This is a genomic window from Streptomyces sp. NPDC002868 (assembly GCF_055563295.1).
The window spans coordinates 532598-550113 of the sequence record NZ_JBVHDR010000003.1 but is presented as its reverse complement, the minus strand read 5'-3'; the positions used below and the strand labels follow the sequence as shown (position 1 = coordinate 550113).

Below are 17516 nucleotides of genomic sequence, written 5' to 3'. Positions count from 1 at the left end.
CCATCTCCAGGGTGGTCATCTGCGGTGCCGCTCGCCCGATTGTGGTCGGCCGGCATGCCGTCGAATGTACCGAGTCCGGGCAGCCCTGACCCGTGCTCACGGTGATGACAGTGAAACTCGGTAGAGCCTTCCCGTGCGCATACACGGATCAGGGGTGAGCGTGGCAGCGGCTGAGAGCAACGCCGGTGAGTCCAACAGGCCTGCGGTGAGTGCTTGTTCGTCTCCTTGCGGCAGTGGCGGCACGTACAAGTACCCAACCTTGTAGTCGGCGATCCACTCTCGTCGCTGCGAGACGGACATGGCAGTCAGGTTGCCGGGGAAGAATCCGCTCCTCTTCCCGGTGAGCGCGCCGTGGCGCACGGCGAGGGCCCCCTGGGAGATCAGTGTGGCTGATCCATCGTGGCAGCGGTCCAACTCCTGTGCGATCACTGTGTCGCTGAGGGTGCTGTCGGCCGCGGGCGGTACCTGGGTCAGCTGGTACCAGCCCGTGCGCGCTGCGGGAAGCAGCACGAGCGCAAGGCCGATGAGTGCGGCGATACGGGGATTGATCGGTCCGGGTACTCTGCCACGCAGAATCCAGCAGGTGGCGGCGATGAGCAGGAGAAGCACCGCGGAGCTGAGGTATCGGGCATCCAGGTAACGTGTCGTCAGTTCCGCGACGGCCACCTGCACGGTGAACGAGACAAGAGCAGCGATGGGCAGCCACAACCATCGGATTCCAGAGCCACGGCCTTGGATACGCATCAGCAGTCCCACGACGGCGAGCAGGAGCACGAGATGCGAGGCGAGAATGAGCGCCTGACACCACGACTCGGCCACTAGGGGGACATTGCCGACAACGCGCTGCAGCCAGCCCCATGGGTCGTCCTGGAGGGTGACGACTTCGTGCGTCTTGATCACGTCCGTCACATAGTGCTGCGGCACCGCGCTGGCGATGATCTTGTTGTCGGTGACCAGAAGCGTTCTGAAATGGATCAGTCCGTAAGCCGCCCAGGGAATCATCACAGTGGTGAACGCCAGCGCGGCGACGAGTGCTTGCCTCCGACGCGGGTGTTGTGCCGTCGCAAGCAACAGGACAGCGAGCAGGAGCAGGGCCAGGAGTGTGTCGGCACGTGTGAGGACCAGCCCGGCGGCGAGGGCGCCCACGGCGGCGGCCGTCCAGATGCCTCTTCTCCGGACGGTTGACAGTGCCCAGAGGAGCAGGGCGAGGAGCATGAGTGTCAACGGCATACTGCGGGCCGCTACCACTTCGTCCGCGTACGGTGGAAAGGACAACAGCCCGAGGGTGACGACGGGCCCAAGGCCTCTGATCCCGGACGAACTCCGCCCGAAGGCCTCGATCGCTGCTGCCGTCCCGGCTACGCAGAGAAATGCGGTGATGAAACCCGCATGCGAGGCCGTATGTGTGGCTGCAGCCGTCGCCCAGATTGCCATGGGCCAGAGCGGGCCGAAAGAAGTTCCGTACGGATGGGGAGACTGGTAGTTGCGGTACGTGTTGATACGGAAGAAGTCGGTGGCGATGCTTTTGGACAGCTCGTAGTAGGACCAGGAATCCGGGGAGTACGGCGGATTCCTCCAGTACCGCAGGACCAGGAAGCCGACGACCAGTGCGAGTGTCGCCCACGCGAGCTTCGGCAGCCAGTGTGGCATCGAATGCTCGGAGTGGTGAAGTTCAGGGATGCCGTGTTCGCGCGCGGGGACTGGGGTCGACGTACTCATCGAGCCGATCCGGTCACGGGTGTGCGTGGCGGCTCTGATCCCGACTGATCCAGTTGGCGCAGGATGAACTCGGACGGCCCACGATGGTCGGACGCACCCAGCGAGGTGTGGACGAATGTTTCGCGGACCGAGTACATCGGGCGGCCGCGGACTTCGATCAAAATGCGGGACAGATACTCACCCAGGATACCCAGGATGAGGAACAGGCCGGAGAAGCCCCCGGACACCAGGATGGTGAGAGTTGTCCAGCCTTGGATGACGTCTTCCTTGCACAGAAAGACGGTGACGGCGTAGCAGATTACTGCGACGGACAGGGCTCCGAAGACGAGTGAAAGTCGATGAGCGAGTCGAAGTCCGAACCCCGAGAAGGACAGCAAGATGTCGAAGGCCAAGCTCCAGGTCTCTCGGTCCACTCGGAGAGGACGTCGCCCGGCGCTGCTCCCTACCTGCTCGTATCGCAGATGGTGATGGCGGTATCCGAGGACCGCATACAAGGCCTTTCGGTAACGGACCTTCTCTCGCATGGCGAGCATGGAATTCAGTGCACGTCTGGAGCTGAGCCGAACCCGCTCGGAGCGCAGCGGCGTGTCAAGTTCGGCGCAATGGTTGACGAAGCGGTAGAAGAGCCGACTGCGCAACGGTCCGTCGTCACCGCTCGCCGTCACGATGTCGTAGCCCTGCGAGCCGACGTTGAACATTTCCTCCAGAACGTTCAGGTCGAAGTCGATGTGAACGCTGTCGATTTCGAAGACCCAGTCACCCATGGCCCGGTCAAGACCGGCCTTGATTCCAGCCTCCAGACCGTGCCGGCGGGCCAGTAGGATTGACACCACGTTCAATCCAAGCTCCGTTGCGACCTGAGTGATCCGCGGCTCGGAGCCCACCGAAGCGTCGTCGACAACCACGATCTCGTAGAGTTCGAAGTGGCTTTCGAACCAAGGGCCGACCCGTTCGAGAAGCATCGCGACCGCCTCTTGGTCGTCGCGCGTGTAGAGCACGACGCTCGCGAATGTCTTGTGTTTCACAGCGCCCCGTCGAGGTCGTAAATTGTGTTGATCTTTCCGCCGAACAGAGTGATGAAGGACGGTCGCTCGCATTCGACGCGGATGAGCGTTGGCCGTGCATCATCCACTTCGGTGCTACGCAATACCACCTTAACGCTGTTCAAACTCTCGACCTTACGTATGACCGTGGCGTGTCGAAGGAAGCGGCTCGCGAGCGCGTGCATGTACGGGTAACTGGTGGATGGGCGGGCTGAACAGGTGCCGCAGTTCGCCAGGGTCCACGGAGTACACGACTGATTGAGTGACTGACAGGCGAATGTGGGGAGGACGTCTGTGCTGACAGCCCGTGGTGTGTAGTCGACGGCTGTCAGACTGTGCAAGCCGCTGTGTCCGAAGGGGATGAAGGAGAAGAAGGGGCCGTCCATGATGGTGACCCCGGTACCGTCGTGGGCGGGCGAATCCACCAGGACGACCTCGCACAACTCGTACTTCAGCGGCACTGGTTCCAGACCGAAGACCGCGAGCAGAGCATTGGTGCTGGCATATGTTGCGTTGACGACACGAGCTGTCTCGATAACGGTGCCGGAGCGCAGTCGAATGTGCCATACCGCGTCGTCTCGCTCACTGGAAGAGACGGTGTCGCCCAAGTACCAGTCAAGGTTGTGCTCATATCTTTCAAGGCGTGCCAGAAGGGCGGCCCGCAGCGCCGGAGCATCGAAGGTGTACTCATCGGTTTCGTAGGCGGCTTCCACGGTGCCGTGACGGAAGAGGTCCGATTCTTCGATGCGGCGCGCCGGAACGCCGACCGTGGAGCAGAATTTTTCGAAGTGCGCCGCATCGATGTAGCTGCCCTCTGCGGCTACCGCGTACACAGCTCTGAATCGCCGGTTGATAGCGAGGGGGAAGTCCTTGAGGAACCGTCCGTAGTAATGCGCAGAACGGAGCGCGGTGTAGGCGCTCCGCGGGTAGTGGTAGCCGTTGTGCACTCTGGCTTGATTGATCAGGCTCGCACGTACAAGAGGACGGCTCTCGATGTCGATGATCGCGACGCGAAGCTGCTGTGCGAGCAACAACTCGGCGGCTCGTAGTCCGAACGCGCCGGCGCCGAGAACCACGGCGGAGTAGCACTCTTTTGGCACGGCTAGACCTTAACATGACTAAAAGTCGCATTCGTTGTCTTTTGTCTTGAGGAGGGCCGTCGTGATCAACGGTCTTGTGGGCCACACCGGGTTCGTCGGCAGCAACCTCCTTCGACAGCGTCGTTACGACCGGACGTTCCATCGCGCCAACATCGCGGAACTGTCCGGGCACTTCGCGCGGCTGGTGATCAGCGCGGTGCCCGCTCGAAAGTGGCAGGCGAACGCGGATCCCGAGGCCGATGCCGCGACCGTCGACGAGCTCATTCGGCACCTCGGAAACGCCAGTGCCGACAGGGCGATCCTGATCTCCACGGTCGATGTCTATCCCGACCCGCGTGGTGTCGATGAACGAACGGTGGTGGAACCGGACGACCACACCCAGGCATATGGCCGCAACCGGCTCCGACTGGAGCGGTTCGTACAGGGGCACTACGCGGCGGCGCTGGTGATGCGTCTCCCCGCTCTGTTCGGTCCGGGCCTGAGGAAGAACCTGATCTATGACCTGATGCTGGACCGGCAAGAGGAGTTCTGCCACCGGGACTCGACGTTCCAGTTCTACGACCTGGCACGCTTGAGTTCCGATATCGACATTGCCGTCGACGCCGGCCTCTCGGTACTGAACCTCGCCACCGAGCCGATGGCGGCGCACCGAGTGGGCCTCGAGGTCTTCGACCGCACTCTGACATGCACCAGCGTGCCGAGGGTCGATTACGACATGCATACGTTGCACGCGCACCGGTTCGATGCCCCTGGCCCCTATCTGTTGACGGAGGAACAGATCCTCTCCCGGCTGCGTACCTTCTCGAAGCAGCCGGTGGCGAAATGAGAGTGGCGGTCAGCAACATCGCTTGGGAGCCCGTCGATGACTCGAAGATCGCCGAGCGGCTTCTGGCTGTTGGCGTGACGGGCCTGGAGGTGGCTCCGACCAAGGTGTGGCCGGATCTCACGCAGGTGTCCCTCAGGCAGGCGGAGGCCTACGGCGAACGATGGGCACGTGAGGGCCTGCCTGTCGTCGCCGCCCAGTCGCTGCTCTTCCGAAGGCCCGATCTCAGTCTGTTCGGTGAGACCAGGGAGCAGTTCGTCGATTACCTGGGCAGGGTGATCGAGCTCTGCGCTGCCATGGGTGCTGTGTCCATGGTCTTCGGCAGCCCGCGCAACCGACGCCGGGGCCGTCTAGCACCTGATGAGGCGGACCGGATCGCGAAAGACGTGTTCGAGCGACTGGCCGAGCGCGCCCACGCGGTGGGCGCATGCCTGTGCCTGGAAGCCAATCCGGTGGAGTATGACGCCGACTACCTCACGCGGGCTGTGGAAGCCGCAGCCGTTGTCCGTGCAGTCGACGCGCCCGGCCTGCGGCTGCACCTGGACAGTGCCTGTATGTCCTTGGCCGGGGACGATGCTCCTGCCTGTGTGAGAGCCTTCGCGCCTCTTCTGCGCCATGCCCATCTGAGTGAGCCGCACCTTGGGCCGGTCGGCGCACCGAACGACAAGCACATCGGCTTTGCGGCCGCCCTGCGGGCGGTGCGCTACGACCACTTCGTGAGCGTGGAAATGAGACCGGATGCCGGAGAGGCCATTGCGGGGGTGGAGCGCGCTGCCCGGTACGCGGTCGAGACGTTTGGAGATCAGGAATGACAGACGCCGTGCAGGTCCCGTCGCATCATCGCCGCGATTTCGCTGTCCGCCGGAGTCGGTACGCGGTGGTGGTGCCCGTCATCAACGAGGGTGGACGGATCCGTGCGCAGCTCTGCCGTATGGCCGAGATCGGCCACGGCATGGATGTCCTCATCGCGGACGGGGGGAGCTCGGACGGTTCTCTCGAGCCGGATTTCCTCGCCGCTCACGGAGTCAGGGCGCTGCTGACCAAGACCGGGGCCGGACGATTGAGTGCCCAGTTGCGCATGGGTTTCTCAGCCGCTCTGTCCGACGGTTATGAGGGAGTGATCACGGTCGATGGGAACGGTAAGGACGGCGTGGAGGCGATCGGCCGGTTCGTGACCGCGCTCGACGAGGGATACGACTTCGTTCAGGGCTCTCGTTTCGTGCCCGGCGGGGTGGCTTCCAACACTCCTCTGGCGCGGTACTGGGGGATTCGGATGCTGCACGCTCCGGTCATCTCCGCGGGAGCGAGGCGTTGGTACAGCGACACGACCAACGGATTCCGGGCCCACTCGGCGCGCCTTCTCGCCGATCCCCTGATGGGCGTCTTCCGTGATGTCTTCGATGGCTACGAACTACTGGCCTACCTTCCGGTCAGAGCGGCGCGCCTCGGGCACCGGACGTGTGAGGTGCCCGTCCGCCGTGTGTATCCTCCCGGCCCAACGCCCACGAAGATCAAATCAGTGGCAGCCAATCTGGACCTCATCAGTGTCTTGATGAGGGCGGCCACAGGTCGGTACAACCCCGGCATGCCCATGCCGATGCCCACGCCCATGCGCTCAGCGGCCGGCATTCGGCTGCTGTCACGTCGTGGCCGCAGGGCGGCTGAAACGTGTGACAACCCGGTGCCGACTGGTTCGGACGGGGCAGCATCGCGACGAGAGAGGTTCCCGGCAGGCGGGTCGCAGCAGTAGGCGCGCCTCTAGGACAACTCGCAAGGAATCTCCATGGTGACCATGGTGGGGCCGCCTGCGGGACTGCTGACGGCGAGTACGCCGTCGAATGTACCGAGCCGGCGTTCGATGCCGCTCAGGCCTGAGCCGGTTCCGACGGCCGCGCCGCCCGTGCCGTTGTCCGTGACCGCTATACGCAGCGAGCCGTCCGAGTACGACAGGTCGACCCAGATCCGGTCGGCGCCCGAGTGCTTGACCGCGTTGGTGAGGGCCTCGCTGACCGCGAAGTACGCGGCCGACTCCACCGGAGCGTCGGCGCGGCGCGGCAGCTCCACGTCCACCTCGGTCTTCACCGGCAGCCGCAGCGCCAGCGCCTTGACCGCGTCGCCGAGCCCGCGCTCCGCCAGGACCGGCGGGTGGATGCCGCGGACCAGGTCGCGCAGTTCGGTCAGCGCCTCGGCGGAGGACTCGCGGGCCTTCGAGATGAGCTCCTTGGCCTGCGCCGGGTCCTTCTCCATGAGCGCCTCGATGGTGCCGAGGTTCATGCCCATGGCGACCAGCCGGGCCTGCGCCCCGTCGTGCAGATCCCGCTCGATACGCCGCAGTTCGGCCGCGGAGGTGTCCAGCGCGTCGTGCCGGGTCTCGGTGAGCCGGCCGATGCGCTGCTCCAGCTCCTCCTCGCGGTTCGGGGTGAGTACGGAGCCGGCCAGCCGGAAGTGGGTGCGCACCAGGAACGGGTTGCCGTACAGCGCGGCCTTTATCCAGACGACTCCGAGCAGCGCGGCAAGACCGGCCGTGCCCCATCCGTCGACCGGTACGAAGGAATACCAGTACGTGCCGTCCGCCTCGACGATCGGCAGCCACAGACCGGCCAGGAGCAGCAGTCCGAAGATGCCGTCCAGGATCAGCGCCGGCGGGAGGATCGCCACGATCGCCCCCGCGGTCATGTCCACCAGCAGCCACTGCAGGTCCCGCCAGGTCGCCGGGTCCTTCAGCATCAGCGTGCAGCGCTCGACCTGCCCGGTGATGCCGGTGCGCATGTCCCGGGGGAAGGGGCGGTACGGCACCGGGATCCGCACCGACGACCACTGGGCAGCCAGCAGCCGCCGCTGATTGACGTGGGCCCGCACCAGGGACAGTACGGCGGGAGTGGTGAACACACCCACGCCTATGGGGATCAGGGAGATGGAGACCACCGCCAGGACGAAGAGCGTGATCGACCCGATCAGCGCCATCAGAGCCAGCGCCAGACCTTGTGCGCCGGCCACCATCGCGTGACGTGTCTTCGACGTATTCATTGCGGTTCTCCTCGTTGCCCGGTCTCAGGCACAAGTGTGGCCGGACCGCTGCGCGGTGGCACTGGCCCCCGACACCGTGTGGGGGTGTACCTGGCACCACCCCCATGACCTCGCCCTGCGGCTCTGCGGCAGGGGGTCTTGACGGCTGGGGCGCGGGCCCGCGGATTTCTAGCGTCGTACTCGACCTGTTCGGCGCTTACTTCTGGGGGCGAAGACGCCATGAGGCTTAACCTCGCGGCACGTATCGGCGTGTGGAGCGCACACCATCGCAGAACGGCGATCATCGGCTGGCTGCTCTTCGTCGTCCTGGCCACGGCCGTCGGCGGGGCATCGGGGATGGTCGAGATGTCCGAGTCCGAGCAGGGCACGGGTGACTCCGCGCGTGCCCAGAAGATCCTCGACGACGCGGACCTGGACCGGCCGGCCGGCGAGCTCGTACTGGTCAGCAGCAAGACGGCCGGCGGCTGGAAGGACGCGGCGCGCGAGCTTGCGGCGGCCATCGAGAAGACCGGCGAGGCGCAGAAGATCGAGCCGCCGCTCGCCTCCAAGGACGGCAGGGAAGCGCTGATCCGCTTCCAGATCAAAGGGGATTCGAAGACAGCGGCGGACCGGGTGCAGCCCGTGCTCGATGCCGTACGGGACACGGGCAAGGCCCAACAGGGGGTCGAAGTCCATCAGTTCGGGCAGGCCAGTGCGGAGAAGTGGCTCGGCGATCTGCTCTCCGAGGACTTCAAAACGGCCGAGTTCACCGCGGTGCCGCTGGCGCTCGGCATTCTGCTGGTCGCCTTCGGGGCGGTCGTCGCCGCGCTGCTGCCGGTCGGTCTCGCGCTGACCGCCTGCATGGCGGCCTTCGGCCTGCTGTCGCTCGCCAGCCACCAACTGCACCTGTTCCAGAGCACGTACTCCGTGATGTTCCTGATGGGTCTCGCCGTCGGCGTCGACTACTGCCTCTTCTACCTGCGGCGCGAGCGCGACGAGCGGGCCGCGGGCCACGACGCGGAGACCGCGCTGCGGATCGCGGCCGCGACCAGCGGGCGGGCCGTCCTCGTCTCCGGCGTGACGGTGATGCTCGCGATGGCCGGGATGTTCCTGTCCGGGCTGATGCTCTTCAAGGGCTTCGCGCTCGCCACGATCCTCGTCGTCTTCATCGCGATGCTCGGCTCGGTGACCGTGCTGCCCGCGCTGCTGGCGTGGCTGGGGGACCGTATCGACGCGGGGCGGATTCCCTTCCTGAACCGGCGTGGCAGGAAGGGCGCGCACGAGAGCGGCGCGGTGGCGGGGGCGGTGCTCAGGCCCGTACTGGCGAAGCCGAAGCTGTTCGCGTTCGGCGCGGTCGCGGTGCTGCTGGCGCTGGCGGCGCCGGCGGTGGGCATGAAGACCGAACAGCTCGGGATGGAGAAGCAGTTCGGCTCGGACGCGTCGCTGTCGGTGGCGCACAAGAGGATCACGGAGGCCTTCCCGGGCGGTCCCGAGCCGGCGCGGGTGGTCGTCAAGGCGGACGACATCGACTCGGAGCGGATGCGGGGTGCGCTGGCGAAGTTCGATCCGTCCGACGTGACCGTGCACAAGGCGCGGAACGTCGCGGAGATCGAGGTGGCGCTGGCGGGCAACGGCAGCGACAGCCGCTCCAAGGACGCGCTGACGGAACTGCGCGAGAAGACGGTGCCGGCGGCGTTCGACGGCACCGGGGCGCAGGTCTTTGTGGGCGGAGAGCTTGCGGAGTCGGTCGACTTCAACGATCAGCTGAAGCGGGGCATCGTGCCGGTCTTCGCGTTCATCACGGCCGTGACCTTCCTGCTGATGCTGTTCTGCTTCCGGTCGTACGTCATCGCCGTGACGTCGATCCTGCTCAACCTGCTGTCTGTGGCGGCGGCTTACGGCGTGATGGTGGCGGTCTTCCAGCATGGCTGGGGAGCGTCGGCGCTCGGCACGGAGGCGGTCGGGGCGATCGAGAGCTGGATGCCGCTGTTCGTCCTTGTGGTGCTGTTCGGTCTGTCGATGGACTACCACGTCTTCGTGGTCTCCCGGATCCGTGAAGCGCGCGACCGGGGGACGGACACGCGCGCCGCGATCAGCGAGGGCATCCGCCGCACGGCGGGCGCGGTGACGGGCGCGGCGGCGATCATGGTGGCGGTGTTCGCGGTGTTCGGCACGCTGTCCATGCAGGACATGCAGCAGATGGGCGTGGGCCTGGCGGTGGCGGTGCTGCTGGACGCGACGATCGTACGGATGGTGCTGCTGCCGTCGGTGATGGCGCTGCTGGGGGAGCGGAACTGGCGGACGCCGCGGCGGGAGCGGGGGGAGCCGGCCGTACCGCCGCCGGCCCGCGACGCGGCGGTGGCGGGGGCTCGACCCTGACCTGGGGCTCCGCCCCGGACCCCGCGCCTCAATCGCCCGCGGGGCTTGATTTTCGGGGCTCCGCCCCGGACCCCGCGCCTCAAACGCCGGCGAGGCTTGATTTTCGCCCGGCGGAAGTCAAGCCCGTCCGGCGATTGAGGACGCGGCCGAAGGCCGTACGGGGTCTGGGGCGGAGCCCCAGTTACGGGAAGGGGCGGGGTGGGGAACAAGCCCGCCGCAGGCGCCCCGCTCAGCCGCCCAGCACGCCCGCCTCCACCTCAGGCGCCAGCCCCACCACCGGACGGTCCACCCGCTGCGGCGGCGCCCCGTCGATGGACTCGAGCCAGCCCCACGTGTCCGTCACCGTCGACGCGACCGGGCGGCAACTCAGACCCCCCGCAAGCGCCTTGCCGACGCTCACACCGTGGATCGCGTTGTGGAGTTCCGGCTGTTCCGCCCGCGGGATCCAGATCGGGAGATCCGTCCAGGGCTCGATGCCCGCCGCCAGAATCACCTCCGGCGGCGTCCAGCGGAGCTCCGCCGACGAGCCCGTGGCCCTCGCGCAGGCCTCCAGCAGGTCGCCCATCGTCGTGTGCCCCGGCTCGCTCACCACGTTGTACGGGCCGCTCAGGCCCCGCTCCGCCGCCAGTACGACCCACTCCGCGAGGTCGCGTACGTCGATGTACTGCAGCGGCGTGTCCCGCGGACCCGGCGCGAGCACAGCGCCGCCGCGGGCGATCCGGCGCAGCCACCACGGCAGGCGGCCGATGTTCTCCCAGGGGCCGATGATCAGGCCCGCGCGCACCAGCAGCGCGCGGTCGTCGCCGAACGCGTCGAGCGCGGCCAACTCACCGCCCCGCTTGGCCTCCGCGTACGGCACCTCGCCCGCGTCGGGCGAGCCCTCCACCACCGGGCTGGTCTCGTCGTGGCCGAGCGCCGGGGGCCAGGCGTACACCGAACAGCTCGACACATAGACATAGCGACCGACCCGCCCCGCCAACAGCCGCGCCGCGTCGCGTACGACGGACGGCGCGGCCGACCATGTGTCGACGACGACGTCCCACTCCCCATCGGCCAGCGCCGCAAGCCCGTCCGGCGCGGTCCGGTCGCCGAGCAGTGTGGTGACGTCGGCGGGCGCCTCGTGCCGCCCGCGGTGGAAGACCGTGACCTCCCAGCCACGCCCCAGCGCCGACTCGACAACCGCACGGCCGACGAACTCCGTTCCCCCCAGTATCAGAAGTCTCATAACGGCGACTCTGCCTGGTAAGGAGGGGCCAGGCACAGGGATTCCGCTGCCCGCGGAAGGCGACCCCCTCCAGCAACCGCCGCACGGGATGACAGCATGTGCAGACCATGACAATGACGGATGCCCGGTCGCCGATACGCGCCCTGCGGGCCGCACTCTTCGCGGCGGTGTGCATCGCACTGGCCGCCACGGGGCATTCGTTCATCTCTGCGCATGACATCCCCATACCGGCGCTGCTCACTGCCTTCGCCGCGACCACGGCCGTCGGCTGGTTCGCCGGTGGACGACGCCGCGGTCTCCCCGCCATCGGCACCGGCCTCCTCGCCGTCCAGGGCGCCCTGCATCTGATTTTCTCCGGAGCCGGCGGACATCCGTCCCGGCGCCACGATCACGCCGAGCCCGCCACCACAGCCGCGGGACCCATGGACGTGGACGCCGGCATGCTCGCCGCCCACCTCGTCGCCGCCGCCGTCTGCGCGCTCTGGCTGGCCCGCGGCGAGGCCGCCTTCTTCAGGCTCGCCCACGCCGTCGGGCACCTCGCCTTCACCCCGCTGCGCCTGCTGCTCACTCTCGTCCGGCTGCCCGCAGCCCCGCGCCCGGTCCCGCAGAGCCCGCGGCCCCGGCGCCTGCACGGCGTACACCTCGCGCACGCGCTGACCCGGCGCGGCCCGCCCGCGTCCCACGCAACCCTCGCCACGGCCCCCGGAGCAGCCGCCTGACCTGGGGCCCGTCCCCCATGTCAGCGTCAACTCCCTAGGATCACCATGGCCATTGACGTCCCCACGCAGACCGACGAATCCGAGACAACGACCCCGCCAGGCTCCACCTGGAGCGCACTGCGGCCCCTCGTCCTGCGTATGCACTTCTACGCAGGGCTGCTCATCGCCCCTCTCCTGCTCATCGCCGCGACCAGCGGACTGCTCTACTCCCTCTCCTTCCAGGCAGAGAAGATCCTCTACAGCGATGAGCTGACCGTCCCCGTCGGCGACCGCGCCGTCCCGCTCTCCGCCCAGCTCGACGCCGCCCGCACGGCCCACCCGGACGGCACGGTGACCGCCGTCTGGCCGTCGTACGAAGACGGCGCGACCACCCGCGTACTGATGACCACCCCCGACGTCGAGGAGGGCAAGTCCCTCGCCGTCTTCGTCGACCCGTACACCGCAGACGTACGCGGCGAGCTGACCTCCTTCGGCGGCTCGGGCGCCCTCCCGCTGCGCACCTGGCTCGACGAGCTCCACCGCGATCTGCACCTGGGTGACCTCGGCCGCAACTACAGCGAGCTGGCCGCCAGCTGGCTGTGGGTCGTCGCCCTCGGCGGCCTGCTGCTCTGGCTCAGCCGACGGCGCACCGCGAAGCGCGCCCTGTTCGTCCCCGAGCGCGGCGTCAAGGGCCGCCGCAGGACGCTCTCCTGGCACGGCTCGGTCGGCCTGTGGGCGGTGACCGGACTCGTCCTGCTCTCCGCCACCGGACTGACCTGGTCGCGGTACGCGGGCGAGAACATCGGCGCGGTTCAGGACCAGCTCGGCGGGGCCACGCCCACCGTCTCCGCGACCCTCGAAGGCGGCGGCACCGACGGCGGCCACGAGGGCCACGGCAGCGGACAAACAGGAGCCCACCAGGGTGCCGACGTCGGCGTGGACAAGGCACTCGCATCGGCCCGTGCCGCCGGCATCGACGGAAAGATGTCGGTCGTCCTGCCCGCCGAGGGCAGCGGCTACATCGTCAAGGAGACCGACACCACGTTCCCGGTCCATCTCGATTCGGTGGCGGTCGACCCGAAGGACGGCAAGGTCATCGACGAGCTGCGGTTCGCCGACTACCCGCTGCTCGCCAAGCTGACCCGCTTCGGCATCGACGCCCACACCGGCGTCTTCCTCGGCCTGGTCAACCAACTGGCCCTGGCCGCACTCGCGCTGGCCCTCATCCTGCTGATCCTGTGGGGCTACCGGATGTGGTGGCTGCGCAGGCCCACGAAGGAACGGAAGCTGAGCGCGGGCCGCGCGATGCCGCGCGGCGCGTGGCGCAAGGCGCCGATCACCCTGCTCCTGCCGCTCGCCGCCGTGACCGCGGCGATCGGCTGGTTCGTCCCGATGCTGGGCATCAGCCTGCTGGTCTTCCTGGTGGTCGACCTCGCAATGGCGGGCGTGGCGAGGGCCCGGTCCCGCGCCTAGCGGGAAACCGGGCCCAGCGCTCAGCTCACGGAGCGTACTTGTAGCCGACCCGCCGCACGGTCTGGATCGTGCGGCGGTGCTCGGCGCCCAGTTTGCGGCGCAGCCGGGCCACATGGACATCGACCGTCCGGCCGTCGCCCACATGCCCGTAGCCCCACACGGTGGTCACCAACTGGTCGCGGGTGTGCACCCGGTGGGGGTGCGCCACCAGATGCGCCAGCAGCTCGAACTCGAGGTAGGTCAGATCCAGCGTCCGCCCGTCCACGTGGGCGGTGCGCTGGGAGCTGTCGATCGTCACCGGACCCGCACCCTCCGCGCCTTCGACCGGAGCTGCCGACGGCACCAGCGGGGACCGCTGCTGATCGGCCGGTACGAGGACGAGGTAGCCGACCATCGGCGGCTGGCCGGGCAGGGTGGGCAGGGTGTGCCGGGGTGCGGGCAGCCAGGTGGCCCCCGGCGGCAGGAAGTCCGCCACATCGACGAGGCTGCCCGGCGCGACGATGTCGTCGCGGTCGACGGCACGCAGCCGGTGGCGGCCCGGATTCACGGGTTTGGGGTTGAGGGCGGTCGCAGCGGATACGGCGGAGAAGGAACGGGAGTTCGCCATGAGGGCTCAGCTCTTTCGCGCGGAGGAGTCGTCGAGTCGGTAGGACGGACGTCGTGCGCGCTGGCCGAAGACCGGGGTGAGCGGCTTTAGAGGGCCTGCGCGTTCACCGCGCGGCAACACACCCGGTCGAAGTCATGGTGCTGCCGGGACGGCCAGAACGGCTCAAGGTCGCTGCGACCTGTCGCGATGTGCTGGAAGCTGGCCATGCCCCTATTGAACCAGATGGCGTCGCGCGGCAGCAGTGGCGTTCCGCACGTTGCCGGGCATTTTCGAAAGCCTCTCTGAAAGCCTGCCTGACGGTCCTTTGGCGCGACACACGCCAAAAAAAGCGCCCACCGGCCGGACCGGTGGGCGCCCTTTCGTGCTTACTGTGGGGATCAGACCTGGCCGGCCTTCTCCAGTGCGGTGCAGCAGGTGTCGACGAGCAGCCGCGTCACCACGTACGGGTCGACGTTGGCGTTCGGACGGCGGTCCTCGATGTAGCCCTTGCCGTCCTGCTCGACCTGCCACGGGATACGGACCGAGGCGCCGCGGTCGGAGACGCCGTAGCTGTACTCGTTCCACGGGGCGGTCTCGTGCAGACCGGTCAGCCGGTCGTCGATGCCCGCGCCGTAGTTCTTGACGTGGTCGAGCGGCTTGGAGCCCTCGCCGAGCGACTCGCTGGCGGTGATGATCGCGTCGTAGCCCTCGCGCATCGCCTTGGTCGAGAAGTTGGTGTGCGCGCCCGCGCCGTTCCAGTCGCCCTTCACCGGCTTGGGGTCGAGCGTCGCGGAGACCTGGAAGTCCTCGGCGGTGCGGTAGAGCAGCCAGCGCGCGACCCACAGCTGGTCGGAGACCTCCAGCGGGGCGAGCGGGCCGACCTGGAACTCCCACTGGCCCGGCATGACCTCGGCGTTGATGCCGGAGATGCCGAGGCCCGCCTTGAGGCAGTTCTCCAGGTGCGCCTCGACGATGTCACGGCCGAAGATCTCGTCCGCGCCGACGCCGCAGTAGTAGCCGCCCTGCGCGGCCGGGAAGCCGCTCTCGGGGAAGCCGAGGGGGCGGGCGCCCTTGAAGAAGGTGTACTCCTGCTCGATGCCGAAGATCGGCTCCTGCGCGGCGAACTTCTCGGCGACCTCGGCGAGCGCGGCACGCGTGTTGGACTCGTGCGGGGTCATGTCCGTGTTGAGGACCTCGCACATGACGAGGAGGTCGTTGCCGCCGCGGATCGGGTCCGGACAGGAGAAGACCGGCTTGAGAACGCGGTCGGACGCGTGGCCCTCGGCCTGGTTGGTGCTGGATCCGTCGAAGCCCCAGATGGGCAGCTCGGCACCATCCGTCAGTATCTTCGTTTTCGAGCGAAGTTTGGCGGTCGGCTCGGTGCCGTCGATCCAGATGTACTCAGCCTTGAAGGTCACGGGCCTCATCCTTTGCGGGTGCAGCGGTATGCCGCGCAGCTTCGCAATCCGTGATTTCCCGGCCGTTGCCCGTTTGTGAACCCCGCGTTACGCCGGGCCGGTGACGGCCCTGCCGGGGTCGTGAGGCCGGTCAGCCCGCCGCGCCGAACACGTGGTGCAGCTCCCGAATCCTGGAGCGGGTCTCTTCCCGGTCGCCCAGAAGAAATTTGTCGTTCCATTTCCACAGCAGCTCGCCGCTGATATCGGCGACCATCTTGCGGAAGAACTGACTCGTCGGTACCTGCGCCGTCGCGAAATGGTGCGCGCCCTGCTGGTCGATGAGCAGAAGGTATTCCTGACGTGCCTCGTTCACCTGCGGCAGCTCTGACAGGGATCCGATTTCGCGGCATTCGAAGCTGTTCCGGAAGAACGGCGCGACCGGTGCGTCCAGGGGTAAGACATGGAGATGCGCATGGTCGATTCCGCAGGCGGAACTCAGATTCGGGTCGCACAATCCGTGCTCGAAAGCGACGACTTCCGATCCATAGCCTTCGCGAATGACCGACACGACGCGCCTGCGCAGCATTTCCAGTTCCGCGAGAGCCGCCGGGGAGAGGTCCGCCATCGACAGCGCGTGCTCGTCGGGCACGATGAGCACATGCCCGCGGGTCAGCGGTGCGACATCCGCGACGACCACGAAACCGTTCGCCCGTGTCAGTACGTCGGAGGCCAGTTCCTCGCGGCCGAACAGGCTGCGGAAGGCGGTGGTTTCGGCGTCATTGAGCACATCGCACAGCAGGCACTGCGGGGCGTCGGCAGGTTCCGGCGGACCGGTGATGCCCAAGGGCTGGATCGTCTCCACCGCCTGCGGGTGGTGTCCGGTGCCTGGCGTGAACTTCACGGCGGTGTGCATCATGATCCCGTTTTCTGCGAGCAATGAGTCGAGAGTCTCTTTCCCACCGTCGTGCTCGGCGAATGCAACAATATGCCTGGCATTCATGCCTGCGGACCTGAGGGCGGTCATGCAATCGACCAGATGATGTCCACTCAGTGCCACATCGTGCAACAGGACGACACGGTCGCCCTTCTCGTAAAAGCCCTCCACAGGATTGTCATGGTTCGGCCCGTAAGGGCTTACATAGACGGCAGGGAAGGGTAGCAAGTCGGCCACCGCGCTCAAAATACCGATGGCCGCCACTTTCGATACGGCAAGCAGTGTCGGTCGCATTACCTTACGGTTGACCAGTTCGGCCACATGGTAGGCCAGGTGGCCCGCAAGTACCCGCTGGTCAAGGGATTCCGGCGTCACCCGGGTCAGATCGAGATAGCCGGCGACCGGTGTCTTCACGGTATGTCCGACTTGTTCTTCGTGCCCGTAGGAGAGCGCGTACCGACACAGGATGTCGAGGACCAGCGGCTCGGGAAGCCTGGGAAAAGCCCGCGAGTCGAGCTGGTCGCACAGCACCCGCGCCTTCAGCCGCACCCGGTCCCGCGGTTTGGCCGCCGGCGCGAGCCGGCTGAGCAGCCCGGCGATCCTCGCCCCGTTGCTGCTGGCCGCGTCCAGGCTGCGCAGCCAGGGCACGATTTTCGGCTCCATCTCCACCGACTCGTACATCGAGAGATCCTGGAAGGACGTCGGCGACGCAAGCCGCAGATGCACCACCTCGCCCAGATCCGACGGCAGATCCGGATCGGCCACCGTCACGATCGCCACCCGCGCCTGCCCCAGCCGGCCGGTGAACAGCCCGTACTCCAGCAGCACATTGCCCGCCGGAGAGTAGAGGGTCTCGCCGCGCCGGGTGGTCCGGTCGTCGGGTGTGGCGATGATCAGCGCCCCGTCGGCCTCGTTGAGCAGCCGTAATAACGAGTCCAGCAGCGTCGCCCCCGGTGGGAAACACTGCTGGCTCCACCACAGCATCGGCTCCACGCCCTGCCGCGCCAGCACGGCCGCCACCGCCTGCGCATACGGCCGGCCCTCCGTGGACGAAGCTATGAACACGCGCGTCATGCGGGCTGCTCCTGCCGCTCACCTGCCGCGGGCGTCGCCCGGCCGCGCCGCCCCCCGTG

General features: G+C 67.4%; 14 protein-coding genes. 6 read left to right on the top strand and 8 right to left on the bottom strand.

The genetic code is table 11. The features are described from left to right. Positions 1–96: 96 nt before the first annotated feature. From ACZ3H8_RS13200 to ACZ3H8_RS13190, 3 genes are read right to left on the bottom strand one after another with little or no spacing between them, the layout of a single operon-like run. A complete protein-coding gene (locus tag ACZ3H8_RS13200; protein ID WP_467400948.1) occupies positions 97–1719 on the bottom strand; it encodes a hypothetical protein in 1623 nt (540 codons plus the stop codon). Continuing rightward, positions 1716–2744 carry a glycosyltransferase gene (locus ACZ3H8_RS13195; protein ID WP_467400947.1) on the bottom strand — a complete coding sequence of 343 codons (1029 nt, stop codon included), beginning with the start codon at positions 2742–2744 and terminating at the stop codon, positions 1716–1718. The genes ACZ3H8_RS13200 and ACZ3H8_RS13195 overlap by 4 nt, the downstream gene beginning before the upstream one ends. Continuing rightward, positions 2741–3862 carry an FAD-dependent oxidoreductase gene (locus tag ACZ3H8_RS13190; RefSeq protein ID WP_467400946.1) on the bottom strand — a complete coding sequence of 374 codons (1122 nt, stop codon included), beginning with the start codon at positions 3860–3862 and terminating at the stop codon, positions 2741–2743. The genes ACZ3H8_RS13195 and ACZ3H8_RS13190 overlap by 4 nt, the downstream gene beginning before the upstream one ends. Before the next feature lie 76 nt (positions 3863–3938). Here ACZ3H8_RS13190 and ACZ3H8_RS13185 point away from each other — a divergent pair, with 76 nt between their 5' ends. Genes ACZ3H8_RS13185 through ACZ3H8_RS13175 form a run of 3 tightly spaced genes read left to right on the top strand, consistent with a single transcriptional unit; the run spans position 3939 to position 6435 of the window. Continuing rightward, positions 3939–4688: an NAD-dependent epimerase/dehydratase family protein gene (locus tag ACZ3H8_RS13185; RefSeq protein ID WP_467400943.1), complete on the top strand. Its 750-nt coding sequence runs from the start codon at positions 3939–3941 to the stop codon at positions 4686–4688. A 2-nt stretch (positions 4689–4690) separates the two neighbouring features. Beyond that, positions 4691–5497, top strand: coding sequence for a sugar phosphate isomerase/epimerase family protein (locus tag ACZ3H8_RS13180; protein WP_467400942.1), 807 nt, complete (start codon positions 4691–4693; stop codon positions 5495–5497). Further along, positions 5494–6435 (top strand): glycosyltransferase family 2 protein, encoded by a 942-nt coding sequence (locus tag ACZ3H8_RS13175; protein WP_467400940.1) that lies wholly within the window; start codon positions 5494–5496, stop codon positions 6433–6435. Before ACZ3H8_RS13180 ends, ACZ3H8_RS13175 begins: the two co-directional genes overlap by 4 nt. Before the next feature lie 8 nt (positions 6436–6443). On the opposite strand, the gene ACZ3H8_RS13170 is transcribed toward ACZ3H8_RS13175, so the two are convergent. Then, a complete protein-coding gene (locus ACZ3H8_RS13170) occupies positions 6444–7712 on the bottom strand; it encodes a sensor histidine kinase (RefSeq protein WP_467400938.1) in 1269 nt (422 codons plus the stop codon). Positions 7713–7931: 219 nt separating this feature from the next. Here ACZ3H8_RS13170 and ACZ3H8_RS13165 point away from each other — a divergent pair, with 219 nt between their 5' ends. After that, positions 7932–10070 carry an MMPL family transporter gene (locus tag ACZ3H8_RS13165; protein ID WP_467400936.1) on the top strand — a complete coding sequence of 713 codons (2139 nt, stop codon included), beginning with the start codon at positions 7932–7934 and terminating at the stop codon, positions 10068–10070. Between the two features lie 229 nt (positions 10071–10299). Here the strand turns inward: ACZ3H8_RS13165 and ACZ3H8_RS13160 are convergent, their stop codons facing one another. Next, positions 10300–11295, bottom strand: a complete 996-nt coding sequence (locus ACZ3H8_RS13160; RefSeq protein WP_467400934.1) for an SDR family oxidoreductase — start codon at positions 11293–11295, stop codon at positions 10300–10302. Between the two features lie 107 nt (positions 11296–11402). Here ACZ3H8_RS13160 and ACZ3H8_RS13155 point away from each other — a divergent pair, with 107 nt between their 5' ends. Both ACZ3H8_RS13155 and ACZ3H8_RS13150 read left to right on the top strand, forming a co-directional pair. Then, the gene (locus ACZ3H8_RS13155; protein WP_467400931.1) at positions 11403–12014 is read left to right on the top strand and encodes a hypothetical protein; all 612 of its coding nucleotides are present in this window, start codon (positions 11403–11405) and stop codon (positions 12012–12014) included. Between the two features lie 45 nt (positions 12015–12059). Then, positions 12060–13466, top strand: coding sequence for a PepSY-associated TM helix domain-containing protein (locus tag ACZ3H8_RS13150; protein ID WP_467400929.1), 1407 nt, complete (start codon positions 12060–12062; stop codon positions 13464–13466). Positions 13467–13491: 25 nt separating this feature from the next. On the opposite strand, the gene ACZ3H8_RS13145 is transcribed toward ACZ3H8_RS13150, so the two are convergent. From ACZ3H8_RS13145 to ACZ3H8_RS13135, 3 genes are all read right to left on the bottom strand, one after another. Then, positions 13492–14073: a winged helix-turn-helix domain-containing protein gene (locus ACZ3H8_RS13145; RefSeq protein ID WP_467400928.1), complete on the bottom strand. Its 582-nt coding sequence runs from the start codon at positions 14071–14073 to the stop codon at positions 13492–13494. Positions 14074–14450: 377 nt separating this feature from the next. Continuing rightward, positions 14451–15470 carry a glutamine synthetase gene (gene glnII / locus ACZ3H8_RS13140; RefSeq protein WP_467400925.1) on the bottom strand — a complete coding sequence of 340 codons (1020 nt, stop codon included), beginning with the start codon at positions 15468–15470 and terminating at the stop codon, positions 14451–14453. 130 nt (positions 15471–15600) lie between these two features. After that, positions 15601–17457, bottom strand: a complete 1857-nt coding sequence (locus ACZ3H8_RS13135) for a TIR domain-containing protein (protein ID WP_467400924.1) — start codon at positions 17455–17457, stop codon at positions 15601–15603. Positions 17458–17516 lie beyond the last annotated feature (59 nt).

Coding starts and splice junctions, on each gene's coding strand:
- ACZ3H8_RS13175 (WP_467400940.1), top strand. CDS start 5,494: ATGACAGACGCCGTGCAGGTCCCGTCGCATCATCGCCGCGATTTCGCT.
- ACZ3H8_RS13200 (WP_467400948.1), bottom strand. CDS start 1,719: ATGAGTACGTCGACCCCAGTCCCCGCGCGCGAACACGGCATCCCTGAA.
- ACZ3H8_RS13150 (WP_467400929.1), top strand. CDS start 12,060: ATGGCCATTGACGTCCCCACGCAGACCGACGAATCCGAGACAACGACC.
- ACZ3H8_RS13155 (WP_467400931.1), top strand. CDS start 11,403: ATGACAATGACGGATGCCCGGTCGCCGATACGCGCCCTGCGGGCCGCA.
- ACZ3H8_RS13170 (WP_467400938.1), bottom strand. CDS start 7,712: ATGAATACGTCGAAGACACGTCACGCGATGGTGGCCGGCGCACAAGGT.
- ACZ3H8_RS13135 (WP_467400924.1), bottom strand. CDS start 17,457: ATGACGCGCGTGTTCATAGCTTCGTCCACGGAGGGCCGGCCGTATGCG.
- ACZ3H8_RS13165 (WP_467400936.1), top strand. CDS start 7,932: ATGAGGCTTAACCTCGCGGCACGTATCGGCGTGTGGAGCGCACACCAT.
- ACZ3H8_RS13160 (WP_467400934.1), bottom strand. CDS start 11,295: ATGAGACTTCTGATACTGGGGGGAACGGAGTTCGTCGGCCGTGCGGTT.
- ACZ3H8_RS13145 (WP_467400928.1), bottom strand. CDS start 14,073: ATGGCGAACTCCCGTTCCTTCTCCGCCGTATCCGCTGCGACCGCCCTC.